Here is a 22,662-nt window from a genome sequence, read left to right as displayed (position 1 = left end):
GAGGGTGACGAAGAGCGGTGTCCACCGCTGGGAACGAACCTTGAGGTGCTTGTCCGTCCAGCGGCCACGGCGGACTCCGGCGACGATGTAGGCGATCGGCAGGCCGCCGCAGAAGGCGCTGCCAGCAGGCCCCAGCCCGCACCCGCAAGGGAGTTGGTGGAGTGCCAGCCTATGACCAGCAGGACGCCGATGACCAGGTTGGCGGGCGCCAGGACCTCGGTGACGAGGCGGGCGGATCGCCTCTCGGCAGGAACAGCGGCGGTGGGTGGAAGCTGGGTGGCGGTGGTCATGCCGGTGTCTCCTCAAGGTGTGCGCGGAGGAAGTCCTGCGTGGCGCGGGAGCGGTAGGCGGTGCTGAGCGTGGTGAGGGCGCGGATCTCGGTGGCGAGGTCGCGGCCTCCGCTGGCGGGGGGCATGGGTTCGCCGGAGCCAGTGGTCGTGCCGCGGAGCCGTTCCTCGCGGGCTACGGCGAGCCAGCAGGCCTCGGCGGTGATGTCGGCGTGGGCGCCGATGAAGCCGAGGGAGGTGGCGTGGTCGTAGGAGCGTCCGCGCAGTTCCGCCGGTGCGTAGTCGGCGAGAGTGAGGATCGAGTCGCGGATCTCGATGGTGCGCCGGTACAGCCGGTCATGCGTACGCAGCGGGTTGGTGGCGTCGGCGGCGCGGCTTGGCGGGGTGTCGAGCCGGGTCTCCGGGACGGCGTCGGTGAGGGTGCGCCACAGGGGGTAGAGGCTGACGAGCTGCCAGTGGGACCGGATGCGGGCGAGGACGCGTGGGGCGGCAGGGAGGGTGCTCCCCAGCACGATCAGCAGTAGGGCCAGGAAGAGCGGCTCGACTACAAGACATTGGATATGGACCGTGTCCTGACCGGGCTGTTCGCCCGCCTGTGGCACCAGGGCATGCCCAGCAAGATCAACCGCTCCAACGAGCTCAAGGTCGAAGTCTTCGTCAAGCTGTTCCTGGACCACCCGGAAGTCTTCGACGGCTTCGACCGGGAGACCACCACCCGGTGGGCCTCCACTCATCTCCTCGACATGGTCAACCGGGGCAGGGCCACCGAGGCCGTGGCTGGCCCCAGGCCGCTGCACGGTCTCACCTACCGGTTCCGCAACAAGCGCAAGTCCCGCCCGTACGGAGCCGACGAGCAGCTGTACGAGATGCTCGCCACCGAGGAGGGGGCCTTGGAACAGCTCCGCGAGTTCTTCTTCTCCGACGTCGACCGCGCCACTGCGGAGATCACTCCGGGGACGGACACCGACGTGGAGACTCAGGCGCTGCTCCACCTGGTGGAACAGGCGGGCGGACAGATGCGGGACCGGCCCGACACCACCCGCCCCCGCACCCCCTACCCCGCCCTGTGCGCCGAACCGTCCCGCCAGCTGTGCCGGGACGTCCTGTGGCTGCTTTACCACCAGGACCACATGCCCCGGACCGTCCTCGTGGACTACCTGAAGATCCTCTTCGCCTTTCACCTGGCCCTCTACCACCTGCGGATGATGAAGCTGCTGCCCGCCGTGATCGAGGCCGGATCGGCGCCCGCCACCTGCCGGACCGGGCATCAGGACACGCCGACGGCGGACCGCTGCCCGCACCGCGTCCGGCTCTTCGTCGACGTCGACGGCGTGCCCGGCACCCCGGCGGCTGCGCTCGCCGAGCGTAGCGCCGGCATTTGGTACGGGCGGATCACGCGGTTCATCCAGGCGACCTATCAGATCAAGAAGCTCGACGAGTTCTCCGAGGACCTCGTCAAGAGTCAGAAGCTGGCCCCGCCCGTCGGCCGGAGCTACTTCACCCCGGTCGAGGTCCTGCGGCGGCTCTCCACCCATCCCAAGGAACGTGAGGCGTTCTTCCTTCAGCGCGCCACCCGCGTACGGGACGAGGAGAAGGACCTTCCCCCGGAGCTGAAGCAGATCACCCAGCTCGGGCTCAACGCCTTCGACGAGTACATCGAGATGCTGATGCACTACAAGGGCAGCTACTACCGCAGCTACTTCATCGACTGCCTCGACTCCATGCTGCTCAAGCACCGGCCCGGTGCCCTGCTCGCCCAGCCGCGCGGCAGACGCGACAGCGCCGTCCGACGATTCGTCCTGGACGCGCGCCTGCTCGAAGTACTCCTCCAGGTGTCGCTCCTGAGGGAGGCGGACGACAACACCGGCAATCTGCGTACCGCGCCCATGCGTGTGGACGAGTTCCTCACTCTGCTGCGCGAACGGTACGGACTCCACATCGACCAACTGCCGGACGGCGACGGCTTCTCCGGCGCCCACCTGGACGACCAGGCCGCACTGCGGGCCAACGCAGTGGCTTTCCTCAACCGACTACGCGAGATCGGCTACTACCAGGACATGTCGGATGCCTATCTGACGCAGACCATCACCCCCCGGTACATCATCGGGGCCGCAGCGACGGGGGCGACGGACTGATGGGCACCACCGGCCTTGCGGAGCCCACCGCGAAGGACCTCCGCGAAGCCCTCGAAGGCGTCCTCGTACCGCGCCTGGCCAAGCTGGTCGGCGAGCGGGGCGCCGGGCACTGCATGCGGGTCACCGAGCTGGAGACCGAGCTGGCGGCCGCGCTGGTTCGCCGCCTCCGGGGAGCGCTCGGGCCCGCCGCCACCATCTGTGTTCTGGGTACCGCCGACGACCTCGCTCCCGAACAGCCGCACCACGACACCGTCGTCACCAGCACCAAACTGGTCGAGCTTCGCAACCGCACTGAAAGCGACGACGAGAACGGGAACAGCCTGCCCGGACCGCTCCTCGTCTTCGTCCCCCCGGGCACCCGGGTTAGTGCCGAGGACTCCTTCGGCATCGCGACCTTCGAGGAAGTACCCCTCGGCGACGCCTACGGCCAGCTGGCCGACCACCTTCTCGACCAGGTACCGGACCGGCTGCGGCCCGGTGTCGACGAGCTGCTCGCCGTACTCCGCGACAGACCCGGGCACCGGACGGGCGACCGAGCCGTCGCCCTGTACCTGCTGACGCTCCGGACCAACGACTACCGCGACCAGGTCGCAGGGGCCGCCGTCTACCACTTCGGCCTGGTACCCGACTTCGAGCTGTACGCCGACCCGTCGCTCGTCAAGGACCGGGCGGAGCGGAACCGAAAGCTGGTCGACAAACTCACCACCTCCAGCCGCTCGGAGCGTCAGCGCGTCCTCGATCTGGGGCTGACCGACGCGGACTTCGCCGGAAGGCTCGCGGGATTCGCCACCCGCTGCGGCCTGGAGGACCCGGCGACATGGACCCGTCGCATCGTCGTCGACCGGGAGAACTGGACGCTCTCCTTCGGGAACTGGCGCGTCGATGAACGGCGCCGCGCCACCGTCTCCATCGAAGTACGCGAACTCGGCCTGCCCGCCGCCGGCGACAACCCCGAGGAGCTCCAGGCCCACCCGGCACTCGAAGCCATCGTGGGGCAGCCCTACCTGCTTGCCGGAGACAAGGGCGTTCGAGAGCTGACAGCCAGGTTCACCGTCGAACCATCCCCCCTCAAGGTGGAGGGTCTTGAACGCTTCCGCGTGGAGATCGTCTCGGAGAGCGGCGGACCGATCGGGCGGATCGCGCACGTTGTCAAGGGAACCCGGGCCAAGCCTGATTACAAGACACCACCGCTGCGCCGCCTGAACAAGATCGACTGGGAGGAAGGGTGGCACTACCTCAAAATCACCCCGCTCGACGCCTCCGGTGACGCTCTCGACATCGCCCCTGGTACACATGACCTGCCCGGCGGCGAGAGCGAACGCTTCTACGTCGTCACCGAGGGGGAGACCGAGGAGCCGCCGGAGCGCAGTGCCGGGCGCTATGACGGCGTCACCCAGGCGCTGCGCTCACTGCAGTTCGACGCGCTGACCGCCGGGGACGATCCGGCCCGTGTCAACCTGACGGACGTCCGCTGGAAGACCACTTCGGCGCGCAGCCCTTTGCGCGTCCTCAACGCCCGGATCCACATGGCGGGAAGCGCAGAGATCCGGCTCTCCCCGCTGCTCGTGCAACTCCAGCAGGACCTACTCGCCCGCCCCCAGGACACCTCCCTGCGCCGGCTCGTACTGCGCCCCGACGGCACCAGCGAGACCCCCGAGGGTAACGAGGAGGACTTGTCCCTCGCCCTGACTGGGCGGGCTGCCGAGGCCTACGACCGCTACCTCGCAACGCGCCACGTCTATTTCGCCGCCCTGTGCGGCCAGGCGGGAGAACCTGCCAATCCTGATCATCTTCTGGTCAGCGAGGCTGCCGACTTCGAGGCGGTCCGGGACGAACTGGTCGCCTACACCGAGGCGTACGCGGAACTGGTGGAAGCCCAGTCGCTTCAGGCGGAACGGGCTGGTGACGGCGCCCGGGGCGCCGCGCTCGTGGCGCTGGCCCGCATTCAGCAGGGCGACTGCGCTGCCGTCACCCTCACCGACGGTCTCGGCGGGCGCGAGACCGTTCTGCTTGTCGCCCCGACGCACCCCCTTCGCGCACTCTGGCTAGCGACCTGGTCGGCCCTGGGCCGGGACTGGGCCGCGCGCCTTGCCGGCGAGGACAAGCGCCGGGTCATCGCCGCGCGCGACTCCTTCCTTCAGGCCCTCTCACCCCTGGGTTTCCCGTTCGCCGTTCGGCGCCAGGACGGCCGACTCATGACAGCTGCGGACAACCTCACCCCATACTGGGCCGCCTACCTGCCCAGCGAGACCGCCGACCCCCGTGGCCTGCTCGGCCGGCTCACCACAGCGCTGCACATCCCGGCCGCCGGCCCTCGTGCGGCGGGCGGAGCCGGTGCGTTGTCCGGTACGGCGCTCGCCGACCGGATCGAGCGGTACGTACGCCTCCACCCCTACGTCCGCACCCTGGTCATGAACGTCGTCAACGCAGGCCGCGCGGAGATCGTCGCCGACGCCCTCCTCGAACTGCAGCGCCGCACCCCCACCCGGGACCTCACTTACGACATTCGGCTGTGCGTGTCCGGCCCGGAAGCGCCCGAGTCCGGTGCGGCGCTGGGTGAACTGATCAGCGCGCAGAGTCAGTTCACCTCCACCGAGGCGGAGGCTTTCCTGCACGCCGCGGAAGGCACCCGGAGCGCGAAACTCGTCTACTCCGTCCGCTCGATGGAGGAGTTCAGCGAACCCGGAGCCGAGTTCGACGCCCATCTGACCGTGCTCATCGACGCCTTCGGCGGGGAACAGCACGGTTCCGTCACACGGCACGACATCGCGCACGCCCCGGTCCACGGCCTGGTACAGCCGACGTCCTTCACGTACGAGAACAGCGAGCAGCAGATCGTGTGGCGGACCATGCCACGCCACGGCATCGCCCTGCCCGCAGAGGACGCGGAGGACCTTGCCACTCTCCTGAGCCGGCTGCCCGGACTCCTCGCCGGCGCCGCGGCCAACGTCGCTACCGCGGGACAGGCGCCGCGCCATGTGCCGTGCACCGTCCTTTCCCTCGACACCACCGACCGGGCCCTGCTCTACCAGGCCCACCAGGTCGGCGACTGGGTCGTCACCATCGACAGGACCCTCGGCCTGGAGTACTTCGACCACGCCGGACAACACGACCGACCCGAGTACGTCATCGACTACGCGCCCTCGCTGGACAGTGGCCTCGGCCACCAGATTATGGTCAGCTCGAACTCGGTCGACGAACTGCGCACCTTGCTCGGGCCGACCGCCCAGCAGCACGGGCTCGACGTCGAACAGCGCCACCTCAACACCTTCTTCGAGCAACTGCGCCTGCTCTCCGGCAACCTCGCCTTCAAGCTGGCCTCCACCGCCCCCACCCAGCGCACCGAAGTGCTCGGCCTGGCCCTGGCCCGCCTCTACCTGGACTACCAGGACGCCCTGCGCAACCAGATCGTCGTCCCCCTGGACGCCCACCCCGAGCTGTACGCCGAAGTCCGCCGTCAGGCCCGGGAACTCGGCGACGCCCTCTCCTTCCAGCGCAGCGACCTCGCCCTGTTCCACCTCGACGCGCGGACCCGGACCATCACCTGCCGCCTCGTCGAGGTCAAGTGCTACACCGCGCTCGACGACATCGGCGCCTACCAGCGCCTCAAGACCAAGGTCACTCAGCAGCTCGGACGGAGCCAGACCGTCCTCACCGAGTCCTTCGACCCGGCCCACATCACCCCAGACCGGGTGGACCGACCGGTCAAGAACCTGGCTCTCGGCTCCATGCTCCGTTTCTACCTGGAGCGGGCGGCACGCCACGGGACCATGGGGCACGCCCCCAGGACGGCGGCCCACGCCCTGCTCGACAGCCTTGACGACGGCTACGCCCTTCACTTCACCCGCAGCGGCCTGATCTTCGACCTCGCACGCGAGGGGACCGACCGCGAACTCGACGACGAGGTGGAGTTCCACCGCATCGGCAGCGATCTGATCACCGAGCTGATCAATGCGATTCCCACTGTTCGGCCGGGCGTACCCGCGCCCACGGACCTAGCCGTTGAGGAGGAGGACGGAGCGGCCACCGCTCCCACCCTGGCAATGTCGCAGTTGGCTGTGCCACGGCTCTCCGACGCCGAGTTCCGGGCACCTGACGTACAGGATGCCAAAGATGCCCAAGAGGAAGACCGCGGGCAGGCCGGCGGGGGCACGGCAGTGACCATCCTCGATACGGACGAGGTTGGGAACGGCAACGAGACCAGGCCACTCACCGCACCTGAGCGTGCGGGCCGTGAGACAGGTCCGGCCCAGTCGGTGGCAACTTTGACCGTGCCTGCTTCCGACGTGGCGGGGGCGGTCCCGGTGTCTCCCTCTTCGGAAGGAACCTCATCGGCTGCTCCTCCTCCGGGCGGTACCGGAAATCCGCTGCGGACGGGCACCGTCCCTGAAAGTCAGGGCTTCCACGAGTCGCCGACCATCGCTGCCCAGCCCACCTCTGTCACACCGGGATCGGCTTCACCAGGTGGCCTCCCTGAAATCTTCCTCGGCGTCACCCGCCCCTCTCCGCAACACGGTGTACTCGGCGAAGTAGCCGGCCGGAAAGTCGCGGTCGATCTCGACGAAACCCACACCATCAGCCTCTTCGGCGTACAAGGAGGCGGCAAGAGTTACACCCTGGGCAGCATCATCGAGATGGCCTCGCTGCCCGCACCGCCGGTCAACGAACTTCCCCGCCCTCTCGCGACCGTGGTGTTCCACTACAGCCGCACCATGGACTACGCACCGGAGTTCACTTCGATGGCGCGCCCAAATGATGACCAGGCGCAGCTCCAGGTCCTGAAGGAGCGCTACGGAGCCGCCCCCCAATCGCTGTCGGACGTGCTGCTACTCGCCCCCGCCGACCAGGTCGCTGACCGCCGACGGGAATTCCCCGGCATCGACGTCCAGCCGCTCGCCTTCTCCTCCGGCGAACTCCAGGCATCCCACTGGCGCTTCCTCATGGGAGCGGTCGGCAACCAGTCAACGTACATCCGGCAGCTGACCCGCATCATGAAGTCGAACCGCAACCACCTGTACCTCGGAGTCATCCGGCAGGGCGTGGCCGATTCCGATATGCCCGACCACGTCAAGCAACTGGCTCAGGAGCGGCTCAACCTCGCTGAGGACTACATCGACGACAATGCCCGGCTCACCAGCCTCATCCGACCCGGCCGGCTGATCATCGTTGACCTCCGCGACGAGTACATCGAGAAGGACGAAGCACTCGGTCTCTTCGTCGTCTTGATGCAGCTGTTCGCCGAGGCGCGCAGCGGGGACGAACACTTCAATAAGCTGGTCGTCTTCGACGAAGCGCACAAGTACATCGACAGCCCGGACCTCGTCGCTGGCCTGGTCGAGACCGTCCGCGAGATGCGCCACAAGGGAATGAGCATCCTGGTCGCCAGCCAGGACCCGCCCTCTGTACCGATCTCCCTGATCGAACTCTCCGACCACGTCATCCTGCACAAGTTCACCTCGCCGGCCTGGTTGAAGCACCTCCAGAAGGCAAACACCGCCTTCGCCAACCTGCGTTCTGAGCAGATGGCGCAGCTTCAGCCCGGCGAGGCGTACGTGTGGGCGAGTAAGTCCACTGATCCGGCGTTCACTCACGGAGCCGTCCGAATGCGATGCCGTCCTCGGGTGACCCAGCATGGCGGAGGGACGAAGACGGCGACGGGCGGACAGTGAGCTGGCGGCACGTCGCCCAGAGTCGGACTTCGAACGAGCAGTGGATCGCCGACACGGAATCCGACTCCGCCACCGACCCCACGGCGGCGACCCTGCGCATGGCGTACTACGTCGTGATCACCCGCGCCCGGCAGCGGCTGGTGCTGGGCTGGCAGGGGAGCCGGTTGCCCCGGCATCTGGAGGGGTTGGACGGATGGGCGGATTCGCGGGTTGGGATCGTCGCATTCGATGTCAGACGTAGGCTGTTGTCGGGAACAAGGGGGGAGACGATGACTGACGACCGCAAGACGACCGTGCCGGTGTGGACGCTGGCGACCGCTGACGTCCGAGTGCCGGGATTGGCCGCGGGCGAGTCGATGACAGCTGAACGCCTGGCTGAACTGCGCGGAGTGCTGGCCGCTCTGGCCGACGAGCCGATCGTCACACTTGAGGTACATCCGCTGCCCGACAAGATCGACCGAGGCCGTGGCATCCCGCTCGACGCCGCGAGTCCCCTGGCGCAGCACCTGTCACAGTTCATCACGCAATCGACGCGAAGTTCCCTTACGGCGGCCAGAGCGACCGCTTCCGGCGAGAATCTGTATTGCATGGTGGTCCCGGCGAGGGTCGCCGCCCAGTTCGGGCAGGGCATCGTCCGCCCGATGGTGCCGAAGGGGGCGGTCGGCGGCATCTACGGTGAGCTCGTGAATTCGACGGGCAGGATCGCTTCCAAAGCGCGATTTGTGCCGGTCGGAGGCGCGGCAGCGGCGGGCACGGTCGGCGGGGCCGGTGCGACCGCCGGTGCCGCGGCCGGCGGCGGCACGGCGCTCACCGTGGCCGCTCCGCTCGTGCTCATGGCCGTGGCGGTGGGAGTGAGCGCGCACGCCGACCGCAGGCGCCAACAGGCCATCGAACACATCACGGAACTGCTTGAGCGACTTCAGGAGGAGAAGCTCGACGACGAGCGCAGCACACTCGACGGCTGCCGTGGCGCCATCGACAAAGCCACGGCCATCCTGCTCGACCAGGGCAAGCTCGGTGTCTCCCTGGGACTTGACTCGGCGGTGCATGCCATCGACACGGCGCTGAGCAAGGCCGACGGCCGCCTTACCCGGTGGCAAGGCGCGCTCGACGGACTGCGCGAGGGCGCGGCCGTCGAACTCGGCACGCTGACCAAGGCGTTCCCCGGCGTCGATGACCATGGCGGTACGTTCCGCACCCACCTCGAACTCGCTTCCCTGGCCATCGCGCTGAAGCGGCGGGTGGTTGTCCTCCAGGCCGTCGAGCACGCACAGAGCAACGACGGCAATCCGTTCGAGAACTTCACCCGCGAACTCAGGCGCGATCAGCAGCGCCTCGATGAAATGGAGTCGAGCATCGCCGGTGTCCTGGTGCGCCTGTCGGCACTGGAGCTGGCACGCCCGAGCGGCTTGCGGGCGCCCGTCTTCACGACCGGTGAAGTAGATCGCCTCATGAGCGCGGCGCATCGGATTCACCAGCTGGGCCGTGGCGTCACAGTCAACAGCCGTACGACAGACGTGGCGATTGAGATTGCCCGCGACAAGGACGGCTCGGTGGTCGTGTTCCCCGCGTTGCCGGCGTAGACGTATCGGTGTGTTCGGCAATGCGCGCAGGGCGCTGTCGTACCAAAACGCCGATCAGTAGCGGCGGGCAGCCGGACCGGGACCGTGGTGGGTGCCGCGCAGGGTACTGAAGGCGTTGTCGTGATCGAAGGCTGCCTCGATCCACAGCGCGCAGGATGGTGGTCGTCCAGGGGAGACGGGCCAGGCCCTCACTGGGACTCAGGAGCGGCAGGCAGAGGCTGGCGTACCCGGTGACGACCGGGTTGGGGTCGAGAACTGGCGTGAGAATTAGCTGAATCCATGGTGCACTCCGCACCGGGAACTAGGTTGCGCACCGGAACCCTCGGCTTGCACGGACGCAAGATGGCATGGTGTCAAGTCTCCGCAGCGACCCTCGTACCTCCGCTGCTGTCCGCGGCAGCGGCTGGGTAGGCAACTCACCACAGGCCGAGCAGTTGCTGACGCATCTGGCGCCCGGTGAGCGGGTCGAGTCGCTCTTCACCACTCTCCGGTTCCACGGCGCGCTGACCGGTCAGCGTCTCCTCCTGTGGCGGGGCACCTTCAAGGTGGAACACATGGAACTGCGCCGTCCCCTCACCGTCCTGGGGAGTGGGAGTCAGTCGCGGTTCGGCGAGGCGGTCGTGCTCGACGGCCCAGAGGGGGTGATGGAGCTCAAGCCCCTTCCGCCGGTGGTGGCCCGTGCTTTGATCGACGCCGGTCGGCCTGGCGATGACGACGGCCCGGGCACTCCTCCGTACCTCGCGCAGGGCGACAGCGACGCCTCCGGGATTTCCCGAGCACACCCGGGGAATCCCGGCCGGGCATCCACGCCTCCGCATGCGAAGGAATGCACCGGCTCACAGGAGAGGGTGTTCCGCGCGAGAACCATCCGCACATGGCAGGACGCCGAGCTCGCCGCCGTCGACCACATGCGCAGTATCGGCTTCGCCGAGGCACAGGTGACAGGTTCCGGCGCGGACGGGGGTATCGACGTGATCGCCCACGATGCCATTGCGCAGGTGAAGCACTACGGTCAGCCGATCGGTGTCGGCCCCATCCGAGAACTGCGGGGGGTGGCAGACGCGCACCATCACCTGCTGTTCTACGCGTCCGGCGGCTATACGGCCGGTGTCCTGAAGTTTGCGGACGAGAGGGGGGTCGCGCTGTTCTCGCTCCTGGAGCTCGGCCACATCACTCCAGTGAACGCGGCAGCGTCTCGGCTGTCTGCTCGCCAGGACCGGACCGCCGGGTGGAGCCGGACGACGCCCAGCTGGAGTCAAGTGGCTTCCGGGCACGGGCAGTCCCCGAACTCGCGCGCGATCCAGCGCGCCGCTGAGCTGGAGGCCCAGCGCCAGACCGTGCGCCGCCTGATCACTAGCGTCCGTGCGCAGACGAGTGTGGTTCACGCGCTGCCGTCCAACCGGTATACCAAGGACCGCATCAAGACACTGAACGCAGCGCACAAACTGACGGAGCGGGCGGAAGTCCTCCTGGCCAAGTCGCAGGCGGACTTCCAGACCCACGGCGGCCGGAAGCGACTCATCGCCATGGCCGACGAGAAGGCCCGCGAAGCTGCCCTGAAGCTGGGGATGCGTGTCTGAGGGCACGGCAGGCAGGAGATTCTGTCGTTCTCATGGTCCATCAGGGGCTCGGCCGGGAGACCATTCCTGATGCGGAGCTCGAGTCCCACCGGGCATGGAGGCTCTGCTGCTGCGGCAGATCTGGCGCTACCGGCGGCGAGTGGACGGTTGATCCGACGTCCGAGACCGAACTCGCAGAGGTTCGACGCATCCAGGGTGGGTACCCTGATCACTTCTTCGATTTCTGGAGCCTGGTGGCAGGGACGCGTTTCCTCCCCATCTCGATGATCAGGCCGGCGGCCTTGAACGTGAGGTTGAGGGCGACGCTGTCGGGGACCTGCTGGTCGGGGCCGAGGTGTCCGGTGATGTAGTCGCCCATCTGGACATCCGGGTCCAGCCGCCTGAGGACCATGTAGGCGATGGACTCGGCCTCGACCTCGTTGCGGGCATGGGCCGTGGCGCGTTCCTCGTCCGAGCGGGGCCGCAACCGACGGTCGGGCCAGGTCTCCCCAGGACCTGCGCCGAGGTGTCCGCAGAACAGGTGCCCGAGCTCATGGGCCAGCGTGGCGTACCGGTCCAGCAGGGGCAGATTCCGGTTGACCTCGATCTCGAACAGCGTCGGGTACGTCTCCGGTCGATCCCCGGGCCTGCTGCCAGGACGCCCGACGAAACCGCCGGACCTGCTCGGGTACGTGCGCCCGCAGGAGGAGGCCGCGTGGTCGACCAAGGTCAGCCGGATTCCCAGGGGCGCCAGGTTCGACTCCGTGTGGTGCCAGACCTCGGCGACTTCCTTCTCACCGGCCCGCGATGACACCGACACAGGAGCGGTGACCTCCTTGGGCAGCGCCCGGGCTCCCGGCAGGGCTTCTGTGTCCCCGACGTCGTACACGAGCATGTAGGGCCCCCGGGGCTGGAAGATCAACAGCGGTTGGGCACCGGGTCTGAGTACCCGCCGGTACTTCGACTTCCACTCCGAGGAGGACAGGACGTAACGCGCGCCCGGCCTCTGGATGTGGACCACCATCGCATTGAACGGGGCGTACCGTTTGAAGCGTCCGACGAACTCGAGCATCTGCACGTAGTCGGCGGACGAGCGATAGCGCTGGGCACCTCGGACGAGATCGTCGATCGACGCCTTGGCCAGGTCCGCCTGAGAGACCTCGACCTCCTCGTCCCAAGGAAGATCCAGCCCGTACTGCGCGATCACCGGTTCTTCGTGCTCCAGCGGAATTTCACGCAGCCGCTTCCAGGCCGCGAGCTGTTCTCCGGCCCAGCCGGGTTCGACCATGTGCGCGAAGGACAGCAGCCCGGTGACATGAGCGTCCAGCTCGGCCAGATCTCCGAACTTCTGATGATGGCAATGCTGCACGACACCGAACGACGCGGCCCCTCGCACATGCATGGTGATGCGGCGCTTGTACGCGCGCGTCAGGCGAGGAGTGGGGCCGTCGACGACGATGCCCAGTACGCTCCGGCGAGCACCGGGGCGAGCCACATAGGTCTTCTTCGCGTTGAGTCTCATGCCCAGCGGTTCCAGGGCCCTCTTCACCTCGGCGACGAGACGGTCCACGCGGTCGTGGGGCACGGGACCACGGCTGGAGAAGTACATGTCGTCGCTGTAGCGGGTGTAGCGCAACCCCAAGGACTCGGCCCGGTGCGAGACGACCTCGTCGACGTCGCGCATGACGATGTTCGACAGATACCCACTGGTGGGAGCGCCCTGCGGCAGGAAGCCCTCGCGGGTGTGCTTGTGGACCAGGGCGGGCCGGCGGACGGAGAAGTGCTGCCCGGTGGTCTCCAGGTACACGTCGCGGTGTCCGGTGCCACGGTTCGTCCAGGTCTGGTTCGACGCAGGCGGTGGCACGGTGACCAGCCGGGCCGTGGTGTACGCACCGAGGGTGCGGCCGACACGGCGCAGGCCGATCTCCGGGCAGCCGTCGTCGTCCTCCACGAGTTCGATCCGGTACTCAGGTCCCGCCGTGCGGGGCCACGCGTCCTTCAGGGCCGCGTGGACATGCCGCTCCCGGATGCTCCCGAAGAAGTCGGCAATGTCCAGGCGGATCACGGTGTGGGCCCGCAGATGGACTGCCGAGCAGTCCACGACCGAGCGGCCCCGTCGATACGCGAACGCTGCCGGGTGTGGCTGGAACCTGGCTGGAAGAGTGCCAAGACGGGCCAGGATCTCCTGCTGCATCCACGACAACCGGGGGATGGGGGCGTGCAAGGTCCGAAGTCCGCCACGAGGTTTGGGTATCCGGTGCTCGGTGTACGGGTAGATCGAGCCGCTGACCACCGCCTGGAGGAACTCCGCGGGGCTGAGATCCGCGAAGTCGTCTGCCGTCGTCATCGAACCGCCCCGTCCCCCGTCGGTGAGACGCAGCCGACGAGCCTCACCTTGAGCTGTTCCACCGCCCCTGCACGGGCGGCCGCTGTATCCCTCCGCCACCCTGTGACAAGCACAGGGCTCGACCCCTGGCATCCGGTGTGATCAGCACCCGGACGTCAGGACCGGAGGGCCCATCGCAAGGGATGGGTTCCTGAGACCCGTCGACTGCGCTGAGGAAGATCGTAGCTGCCCGAAGTATCGAACCCACCGGTTCAGGTCACCTGACGGCGCACCGAACCTGCCGGTCCTACTGCAGCGTTGGGCAGGAGGAAGGCCGTCAGTGGTCGTGGGCTCGGAGGGCTTCGTAGATACGCATTGCCGGTCTTGTCGCCCGAGCAGCAAACCCCACCAGGCGTGGCCACACACTGTTCAAGGCGCCGACAACTCGGCCCGGACGGACTTGCCGCCGGGTGGGTGGGGGACGCATTCCCACCGGTCGGAGAGAGCGGCGACGAGCAGCAGGCCACGTCCGCCGGTGCGGTCGGCGTGACACGACCGACATCGGACGTTGCGAGGCCACTTCGGCGACAACCCTCCGTGACGGCTGACAGGTGCTCAGACATCTCTGACGTGCCGTCAGCAATTCGAGATCATCTTGCACGTGCGTTGCACAAGGTGCTGAAAAACAACAGTGATCATTGGAGGGTCGTGAAGGTGAGTATCCGCAGGTCAGCGGGCATGTTGAGGTGTCGTGCCCCTTGACCCCAAGGGGCGCGACACCCCGCCGGTCAGATGTCCCGGAAGATCTCGATCTGCGCACCCACGGAGTTGAGCCGCTCCGCCAGCTCCTCGTAACCGCGGTTGATGACATACACGTTGCGCAGTACGGAAGTGCCTTCCGCCGCCATCATGGCGAGCAGCACCACCACGGCGGGCCGCAGGGCCGGCGGGCACATCATCTCGGCGGCGCGCCAGCGGGTCGGGCCCTCGACCAGTACCCGGTGGGGGTCGAGGAGTTGGAGCCTGCCGCCGAGGCGGTTCAGGTCGGTGAGGTAGATGGCCCGGTTGTCGTAGACCCAGTCGTGGATGAGGGTCTGGCCCTGGGCCGAGGCGGCGATCGCCGCGAAGAAGGGCACGTTGTCGATGTTGAGCCCGGGGAACGGCATGGGGTGGATCTTGTCGATCGGGGCCTCCAGCTTGGAGGGCCGGACCGTGAGGTCGACCAGGCGGGTGCGGCCGTTGTCGGCGGCGTACTCCGTCGTGCGGTCGCAGTCGACGCCCATCTCCTCCAGTACCGCGAGTTCGATCTCCAGGAACTCGATCGGCACCCGGCGGATCGTCAGTTGGGACTCCGTCACCACGGCGGCGGCGAGGAGGCTCATCGCCTCGACCGGGTCCTCGGAGGGGGAGTAGTCGACGTCCACGTCTATGTACGGAACCCCATGGACGGTCAGTGTGGTCGTACCGATGCCGTCCACGCGTATACCGAGCGCCTCCAGGAAGAAGCAGAGGTCCTGGACCATGTAGTTGGAGGAGGCGTTGCGGATGACGGTCCTGCCGTCGTGCCGGGCGGCGGCCAGCAGCGCGTTCTCGGTCACGGTGTCGCCGCGCTCGGTCAGCACGATGGGGCGGCCGGGGGTGACCGAGTGGTCGACCTGGGCGTGGTAGATGCCCTCGGTCGCGGCGATCTCCAGACCGAAGCGGCGCAGTGCGATCATGTGCGGCTCGATGGTCCGCGTACCGAGGTCGCAGCCGCCCGCGTACGGGAGCTTGAACCGGTCCATGCGGTGCAGCAGCGGGCCGAGGAACATGATGATGGAACGGGTCCGGCGGGCGGCGTCCGCGTCGATGGCGTCCATGTCGAGCCGGGCGGGCGGGACTATCTCCAGATCTGTTCCCTCGTTGATCCACCGGGTCCGCACGCCTATGGAGTTCAGCACCTCCAGGAGGCGGTAGACCTCCTCGATCCGGGCCACCCTGCGCAGCACCGTACGGCCCTTGTTGAGCAGCGAGGCGCAGAGGAGTGCCACGCACGCGTTCTTGCTCGTCTTGACGTCGATGGAGCCCGAGAGCCGGCGGCCACCGACCACCCGCAGGTGCATGGGCCCGGCGTAGCCGAGCGACACGATCTCGCTGTCGAGTGCCTCACCGATGCGCGCGATCATCTCAAGGCTGATGTTTTGATTGCCGCGCTCGATGCGGTTCACGGCGCTCTGGCTGGTGGCGAGCGCCTCGGCGAGATGACTCTGTGTCCAGCCCCGATGCTGACGGGCGTCACGGATGAGCTTGCCGATGCGTACGAGGTAATCGTCTGACATGGCGAAAGGCTATCTCAGATATGAGATGAGACCTGTGCCGGGGTGTGGTGTTCGGGTGATTCTCGGGCGTGTCGGCACGGCAGTTGCAGGTCGGGCCGGTATGGACTGCCCGCATCCGGTGCGCGCCGTGCGTTCCATGTTGCGTCCGGACCGCCGCGTCCGCGTGCGATGCGCGTCCGTACGGGGGACGGGGTCTCGCTCCGGCCTGCCGTCGGCGCCGGCATGCACTCCAGGGCGTGCCGCGGCTGGGCTGCCACTGCCGTTGTCGGTGTGCTGAAGTACTCTGCCCGCCATCGCACATCAACTGGGGGAACCGAGAGAAATGACTGACTCGTCCGCTTTTCCGCTGCCGTTTTATTCTTCCCGAGCAATATCGTTCGCGGAGCCCCGGACACTGCGAGAACTTCAGATGATGGAGTGCAGCGCCCACATTCGGGCGAAGTCGGAGTGGTTCGTCAAGATGAACGACGCCGGAATCGTCGCCAAGTGGACGCAAGAAGCGATTTCCCAGGGCCTTACCGAAGCGCAGATTAGATATGTGATCGCCGAACTCGCGTATTACGCCGGGCTGCGGGACGAGCGAACAGGCATCGAGGTGTCCGCCGCCGATGGGGTGTGGCATTCCGACACACTGATCGACGACGAGCTCAGGTCCCGACTGCGCGAGGCGGTCCGGGTTCTGGAAGAGGTCCCCGAGGCGGAAAAGGACTGGCATCCGGGGTCCGATGGCCAGGTACTGGATCTGGTGCATCCCTCAATGTTCTGCCTCGTGCGAGAGGTGAGCGGAGCACCCGAATCGGCATGGCAGACCCCGGCAGCCGGCCCTTCGCGGTATGAACTCTCCGAGAAATTCCAGTGGCTGCCCACGGATGTCGAGGTCGGCGACGACGGCGATGTCGTCCTCCGCTCGTACGTCAACAATGTTCACCCCGTGGCCCATCGCGAACTCGCCTCCGTCCTGCCGGTCCTGTTCGCGCGCATGCGCCCGCTGCTGGAGAACGTGCTCACCGATCTGCGCCATCCCCGGCCCCTGCGGATCGACGCCGATCCCTACACGTGGTACGACCAGGCCCCCGGCAATCCGGATCTGATTCCCGACGACGACGACAACCACGAAGCGCGGGAGAAAGCCATGGACGACTGGTGGGAGAACCGCCGCCCGGTCGTCCCGGACGCCCCGGACTTCGTCCCGCCCGCGTTGCCCGACGGATCGGCCCGGGTCGACCTGCGCGGCCGTCGTCTCCAGGTCATCGTCAAGCTGGCCACCATTCATCTCACTCCGGACCAGCCCGAGTACGCGGGCGGTTCCTGGCATGTCGAGGGGATGATGAACGAGCGGATCGTCTCGACCGGTATTTATTACTGGGACAGCGAGAACATCACCGAAAGCCGGCTGAGTTTCCGGTCGGCGGTCGACGACCCGGACTACGAGCAGAATGACGACGCCGGTATGCGTGACGTCTATGGCCTGGGCAATGAAGACCCGCTGAATCAGGTGCTGGGATCGGCATCGACTCCAGCGGGCCGCTGCCTGGCGTTCCCGAACATCCTGCAGCACCGCGTCGGTTCTTTCCGCCTCGCGGATCCCAGCCGGCCGGGATATCGCAAAATCCTCGCGTTCTTCCTGGTCGATCCGTCGGTAACGATTGTCTCGACCTCCGATGTGCCGCCGCAGCAGCCGTGGTCCGCCACCTCGACCATGACGCTGGAGCAGGCCAAGGGCTACCGCGAACAGCTCATGCAGGAACGCAAATTCTTCGTCGACGAACACAACGAGCAGCTCTACGAGCGAGAGTTCTCCCTGTGTGAGCACTGAACCATCGCCCCCGGCTTGAGCGAAAAGCGGTGGACAGCGATCGCGCGGGCGGCACACTGGACCGTGTGAAACGAGTGCCGGTGGATGTGGAGAGCGTCACTGCGCGGTTGGTGCGCCGATTCGGGCCCCAGGTCGCCGAGTGGTGCGCCGGCACGCCGGATCTCATCGCGCGGCTGACGTCCCGGTGGGGACTCTCGCTCGGTGAGCCCCTCCCGGACGGTGCTTCGTCGGTCGCGTTGCGGTGCCGCTGGCCCGACGGCACGCCTGCGGTGCTGAAGATCAGTCCCGAGCGGGCCCTTATGGCCGAGCAGGCCGGAATGCTGGGGTGGTTCGCCGCCTCGGGCCGGGTGCCCGCTGTGCTGGCCGTCGACGAGGAGGCGGGCGCGATGGTGTTGGAGGAGGTCGTGCCCGGAACACCGACGGAGGACATGCCTGCTGCTTCGCTTCCGGGACAGTGGTCGGATCTGCTCGCAGCCCTGCACGGAGTCGCTCTGCCTCCGCTGCCCACGCGTGTGTTGCGTGGGCGGTGCGAGGAGGCCTTCGCCCGGGTCGGCAGGCGGCTGTCCGAGCCTGCGATCAGTGCGCGGATGGACGTCACCGCGTGGGACCGGGCCATCCAGCGGTGCGATCGGCTGCTGGACACGGAAGAGACGACCGTGTTGCTCCACGGCGACCTGCACCTGGGCAACGTGCTCGACGGCGGCGCGGAACGCGGTCTCATGGCCATTGATCCGAAAGCCTGTGCGGGTGATCCGTGCTTCGACGCCGTGGACTACGTCGTGGCCGGCGCCGGGCTGGAGGGCGTCGAGACCCGCTGTGCGCGCGTGGCGGCGGCGTGCGGGCTCGATGGCGACCGGCTCCATGCCTGGAGCCGGGTGATCGCGCCGTTTGCGGCCATCGCCCACCTCGGTGACGGTGGTGAGGAACCGGTGATCGATGAACTGCTCGCGTTGACCCGGTGAGCACGCCCGGTATTCCCGATCGCCTCGTGTCCCGTGTCCCGTGTCCCGCGTTCCCGACCGCCCCGTGCCCCGCGCTCCGCCGGGGACGGAACACCCATCGCTCGACCTTCGGTGAGACTGCTCGACCTTCGGCGAGACAGCGGTGGCGCCCCCGCATGACCGTGCGGCGGTGATGTACTAGAGTTATCTCGACATCGAGATATATGCCGAAGGCGCACCGCAGTCCGTCAGCCGGTAAGGGTTACCTAACTAATCTTTACCTTAGCGGATGGTCGAGGGGCCGTAGGCGGCACCACGCGGCGCCCGCCGTAACGAGGCGTGGCGCGGAGTACGCGCACATTGATGAAGGAGACTGTCGTGTCGGCGAACAGCTTCGACGCCCGCAGCACGCTGCGCGTGGGCGACGAGTCGTACGAGATCTTCAAGCTGGACAAGGTCGAGGGCTCCGCGCGCCTCCCTTACAGCCTGAAGGTGCTGCTGGAGAACCTGCTCCGCACCGAGGACGGCGCGAACATCACCGCCGACCACATCCGGGCCCTCGGTGGCTGGGACTCCCAGGCCCAGCCCAGCCAGGAGATCCAGTTCACGCCGGCCCGCGTGATCATGCAGGACTTCACCGGTGTGCCGTGTGTCGTGGACCTCGCCACCATGCGTGAGGCCGTCAAGGAGCTGGGCGGCGACCCGGCCAAGATCAACCCCCTCGCCCCGGCCGAGCTGGTCATCGACCACTCCGTCATCGCCGACAAGTTCGGCACCAACGACGCGTTCGCGCAGAACGTCGAGCTGGAGTACGGCCGTAACAAGGAGCGCTACCAGTTCCTGCGCTGGGGCCAGACCGCCTTCGACGAGTTCAAGGTCGTCCCCCCGGGCACCGGCATCGTCCACCAGGTCAACATCGAGCACCTGGCCCGTACGGTCATGGTCCGGGGTGGCCAGGCGTACCCGGACACCCTCGTCGGCACCGACTCGCACACCACCATGGTCAACGGCCTCGGTGTGCTGGGCTGGGGCGTCGGCGGCATCGAGGCCGAGGCAGCGATGCTCGGCCAGCCGGTCTCCATGCTCATCCCGCGCGTCGTCGGCTTCAAGCTGACCGGCGAGCTCCCGGCCGGCACCACCGCCACCGACCTGGTGCTGACCATCACCGAGATGCTCCGCAAGCACGGTGTCGTCGGCAAGTTCGTCGAGTTCTACGGTGAGGGCGTCGCCGCCACCTCCCTCGCCAACCGCGCCACCATCGGCAACATGTCGCCGGAGTTCGGCTCCACCGCCGCGATCTTCCCGATCGACGACGAGACGCTGAAGTACCTGCGCCTGACCGGCCGCGACGAGCAGCAGGTCGCGCTCGTCGAGGCGTACGCCAAGGAGCAGGGCCTCTGGCTCGACCCGGCCGCCGAGCCGGACTTCTCCGAGAAGCTGGAGCTGGACCTGTCGACGGTCGTACCGTCGATCGCCGGCCCGAAGCGCCCGCAGGACCGCATCATCCTCGCGAACGCCAAGGAGCAGTTCGCCCAGGACGTGCGCAACTACGTCTCGGACGACGAGGAGTCGGGCAAGGAGTCCTTCCCGGCCTCCGACGCCCCGGCCACCCACAAGGGCGTTCCGTCGAACCCGACCACGGTCACGGCCCCCGACGGCACGACGTACGAGATCGACCACGGCGCGGTCACCGTCGCCGCGATCACCTCCTGCACCAACACCTCGAATCCGTACGTCATGGTCGCCGCGGCGCTCGTGGCGAAGAAGGCGGTCGAGAAGGGCCTGACCCGCAAGCCGTGGGTCAAGACCACCCTCGCCCCGGGCTCGAAGGTCGTCACCGACTACTTCGACAAGGCGGGCCTCACCCCGTACCTCGACAAGGTCGGCTTCAACCTCGTCGGCTACGGCTGCACCACCTGCATCGGCAACTCCGGCCCGCTGCCGGAGGAGGTCTCCAAGGCGGTCAACGAGCACGACCTGGCCGTGACCTCGGTGCTCTCCGGCAACCGTAACTTCGAGGGCCGGATCAACCCCGACGTCAAGATGAACTACCTGGCGTCCCCGCCGCTGGTCGTCGCGTACGCCATCGCCGGTTCGATGAAGGTGGACATCACCAAGGACGCCCTGGGCATCGACCAGGACGGCAAGCCGGTCCACCTCGCCGACATCTGGCCCTCCGAGGCCGAGGTGAACGACGTCGTCGCCAACGCCATCGGCGAGGACATGTTCAACAAGTCCTACCAGGACGTCTTCGCGGGCGACGCCCAGTGGCAGGCGCTGGCGATCCCCACCGGTGACACCTTCGAGTGGGACCCGCAGTCCACCTACGTGCGCAAGCCCCCGTACTTCGAGGGCATGACGATGGAGACGACCCCGGTCGCCGACATCACCGGCGCCCGGGTGCTCGCCAAGCTGGGCGACTCGGTCACCACCGACCACATCTCCCCGGCCGGTGCGATCAAGGCCGACACCCCGGCCGGCAAGTACCTCACGGAGCACGGCGTCGAGCGCCGTGACTTCAACTCCTACGGCTCGCGCCGAGGCAACCACGAGGTCATGATCCGCGGCACGTTCGCCAACATCCGCCTGCGCAACCAGATCGCCCCGGGCACCGAGGGTGGCTTCACCCGCGACTTCACCCAGGCGGACGCCCCGGTGTCGTTCATCTACGACGCCTCGCAGAACTACCAGGCCGCCGGCACCCCGCTGGTCATCCTGGCGGGCAAGGAGTACGGCTCCGGCTCGTCCCGCGACTGGGCCGCCAAGGGCACCGCGCTCCTCGGCGTCAAGGCCGTCATCGCCGAGTCCTACGAGCGCATCCACCGCTCGAACCTCATCGGCATGGGCGTCCTCCCGCTCCAGTTCCCGGAGGGCGCGAGCGCCGAGGCTCTTGGCCTCACCGGCGAGGAGACCTTCTCCTTCACCGGTGTGACCGAGCTGAACAACGGCACCACGCCGCGCACCGTCAAGGTGACCACCGACACCGGTGTGGAGTTCGACGCGGTCGTCCGCATCGACACCCCCGGTGAGGCGGACTACTACCGCAACGGCGGCATCATGCAGTACGTGCTCCGCAGCCTGATCCGCAAGTAGCAGATCCGGCGGGACACCGGGCCGCACCTCTTCGCAGGACGAAGGGGTGCGGCCCATTCCCGTACCGGATCACCGTTCCGCGGTCGTCAGTGCGACTTGAGCTTGACGGGCGAGGTGTAGCCGACGACGTACTTCGACACCGCCGACTGCTTGGTGTTCTTGTAGTTGAGCTTCTCGCTGGAGTTGCCCTCGACCGAGAAGTACGCCTTGTACTTGGTGCTGTACGCGGTGAGGACACCGACGTGGTCGATGACGCCGTCCCTGTTCCAGTCGTAGCTGACGACATCGCCCTTCTTCGGTACGTAGCGGCCCTTCTGGCCCGGCTTTTTGGCCACGTCGGCACGGGTGTGCCAGGTGTGGTTGGCAATCCCGTAGCTGCGGAAGGAAGCGGCCGCCGCGTTGATCCCCGTCACCTTCGCGCCGCCCCAGTACCAGGTGTACTTCGCGAAGTCGGAGCACCAGGCGCGGGACTTCCACTTCACGGGCGTCCAGGTCTTGGTGCCCTTGACGTACATGTAGCCCTTGCTCGTGCCGCAGGTGGCGCCGTTGGTACCGATGCGCGGGGCCTTCGTGCCGTCGAAGCGGCGGTTGCGCGGGTCGGTCCAGAAGCCGGTGTAGAAGTTGCAGTTGTTCTTGGCGTTGACGCCGTTGGCCGCGCCTTCGTACTTGCGCTTCTTCACCTCGGCGTTCTTGCTGGTGTACTGCTCGAGCGCCTGCGCGGCTATCTTCTTGCCGAGCGCGCTGGCCGTGCTGGCCGTACTGGCCGTGCCGGCCGTGTTGGTCTGGACGGCGGTCGCGGGGTACGTCGTGACCCCCAGGGTGAGCACGGTGCCGAGGCCGGCCGTCGCCAGGGCATGGCGGATACGCATGTCTGCTCCTTGAGATCGGGCTGCTGTCCTGCTTCGCGGCAGGCGGGTCCTCGGCTTCCGGCTGCG

At 67.5% G+C, this 22,662-nt stretch carries 11 protein-coding genes; 7 read left to right on the top strand and 4 right to left on the bottom strand.

Annotated elements, in window-relative coordinates; all coding sequences use genetic code 11:
• Positions 1-286 precede the first annotated feature (286 nt).
• Positions 287-889, bottom strand: a complete 603-nt coding sequence (locus ACIRJP_RS14655; protein WP_404172822.1) for an MAB_1171c family putative transporter — start codon at positions 887-889, stop codon at positions 287-289.
• On the opposite strand from ACIRJP_RS14655, the gene ACIRJP_RS14650 reads away from it, so the two are divergent.
• The 4 genes from ACIRJP_RS14650 to ACIRJP_RS14635 all read left to right on the top strand — a co-directional run bounded on the left by ACIRJP_RS14650 (position 848) and on the right by ACIRJP_RS14635 (position 11,254).
• On the top strand, positions 848-2,422 hold the full coding sequence (locus ACIRJP_RS14650; protein WP_404172819.1) for a hypothetical protein: 1,575 nt from the start codon (positions 848-850) through the stop codon (positions 2,420-2,422). The two genes, ACIRJP_RS14655 and ACIRJP_RS14650, sit on opposite strands and share 42 nt — an antisense overlap.
• Positions 2,422-8,091: a hypothetical protein gene (locus ACIRJP_RS14645; RefSeq protein ID WP_404172816.1), complete on the top strand. Its 5,670-nt coding sequence runs from the start codon at positions 2,422-2,424 to the stop codon at positions 8,089-8,091. Before ACIRJP_RS14650 ends, ACIRJP_RS14645 begins: the two co-directional genes overlap by 1 nt.
• A gap of 269 nt (positions 8,092-8,360) precedes the next feature.
• Positions 8,361-9,674, top strand: coding sequence for a hypothetical protein (locus tag ACIRJP_RS14640; RefSeq protein WP_404172878.1), 1,314 nt, complete (start codon positions 8,361-8,363; stop codon positions 9,672-9,674).
• Between the two features lie 434 nt (positions 9,675-10,108).
• Entirely contained in the window at positions 10,109-11,254 is a 1,146-nt protein-coding gene (locus ACIRJP_RS14635; RefSeq protein ID WP_404172813.1) for a restriction endonuclease, read from the top strand.
• Positions 11,255-11,462: 208 nt separating this feature from the next.
• Here ACIRJP_RS14635 and ACIRJP_RS14630 read toward each other — a convergent pair whose 3' ends face one another.
• Together ACIRJP_RS14630 and ACIRJP_RS14625 are read right to left on the bottom strand one after the other, a co-directional pair.
• Entirely contained in the window at positions 11,463-13,580 is a 2,118-nt protein-coding gene (locus ACIRJP_RS14630) for an RNA-directed DNA polymerase (RefSeq protein ID WP_404172810.1), read from the bottom strand.
• Positions 13,581-14,347: 767 nt separating this feature from the next.
• On the bottom strand, positions 14,348-15,877 hold the full coding sequence (locus ACIRJP_RS14625; RefSeq protein ID WP_404172807.1) for a helix-turn-helix domain-containing protein: 1,530 nt from the start codon (positions 15,875-15,877) through the stop codon (positions 14,348-14,350).
• A 322-nt stretch (positions 15,878-16,199) separates the two neighbouring features.
• On the opposite strand from ACIRJP_RS14625, the gene ACIRJP_RS14620 reads away from it, so the two are divergent.
• The 3 genes from ACIRJP_RS14620 to acnA all read left to right on the top strand — a co-directional run bounded on the left by ACIRJP_RS14620 (position 16,200) and on the right by acnA (position 21,727).
• Complete coding sequence (locus ACIRJP_RS14620; protein WP_404172804.1) at positions 16,200-17,693, top strand: DUF4246 domain-containing protein; 1,494 nt, start codon at positions 16,200-16,202, stop codon at positions 17,691-17,693.
• 86 nt (positions 17,694-17,779) lie between these two features.
• The gene (locus tag ACIRJP_RS14615) at positions 17,780-18,655 is read left to right on the top strand and encodes an aminoglycoside phosphotransferase family protein (protein WP_404172875.1); all 876 of its coding nucleotides are present in this window, start codon (positions 17,780-17,782) and stop codon (positions 18,653-18,655) included.
• A gap of 357 nt (positions 18,656-19,012) precedes the next feature.
• Positions 19,013-21,727 carry an aconitate hydratase AcnA gene (acnA, locus tag ACIRJP_RS14610; RefSeq protein WP_404172801.1) on the top strand — a complete coding sequence of 905 codons (2,715 nt, stop codon included), beginning with the start codon at positions 19,013-19,015 and terminating at the stop codon, positions 21,725-21,727.
• Positions 21,728-21,813: 86 nt separating this feature from the next.
• Here acnA and ACIRJP_RS14605 read toward each other — a convergent pair whose 3' ends face one another.
• A complete protein-coding gene (locus tag ACIRJP_RS14605) occupies positions 21,814-22,596 on the bottom strand; it encodes an amidase domain-containing protein (RefSeq protein WP_404172798.1) in 783 nt (260 codons plus the stop codon).
• Positions 22,597-22,662 lie beyond the last annotated feature (66 nt).

This window comes from Streptomyces sp. NPDC102437 (genome assembly GCF_044765565.1).
GTDB lineage: Bacteria > Actinomycetota > Actinomycetes > Streptomycetales > Streptomycetaceae > Streptomyces.
Note: the sequence above shows the minus strand (reverse complement) of the source record. Positions and strands in the feature narration are given on the sequence as shown.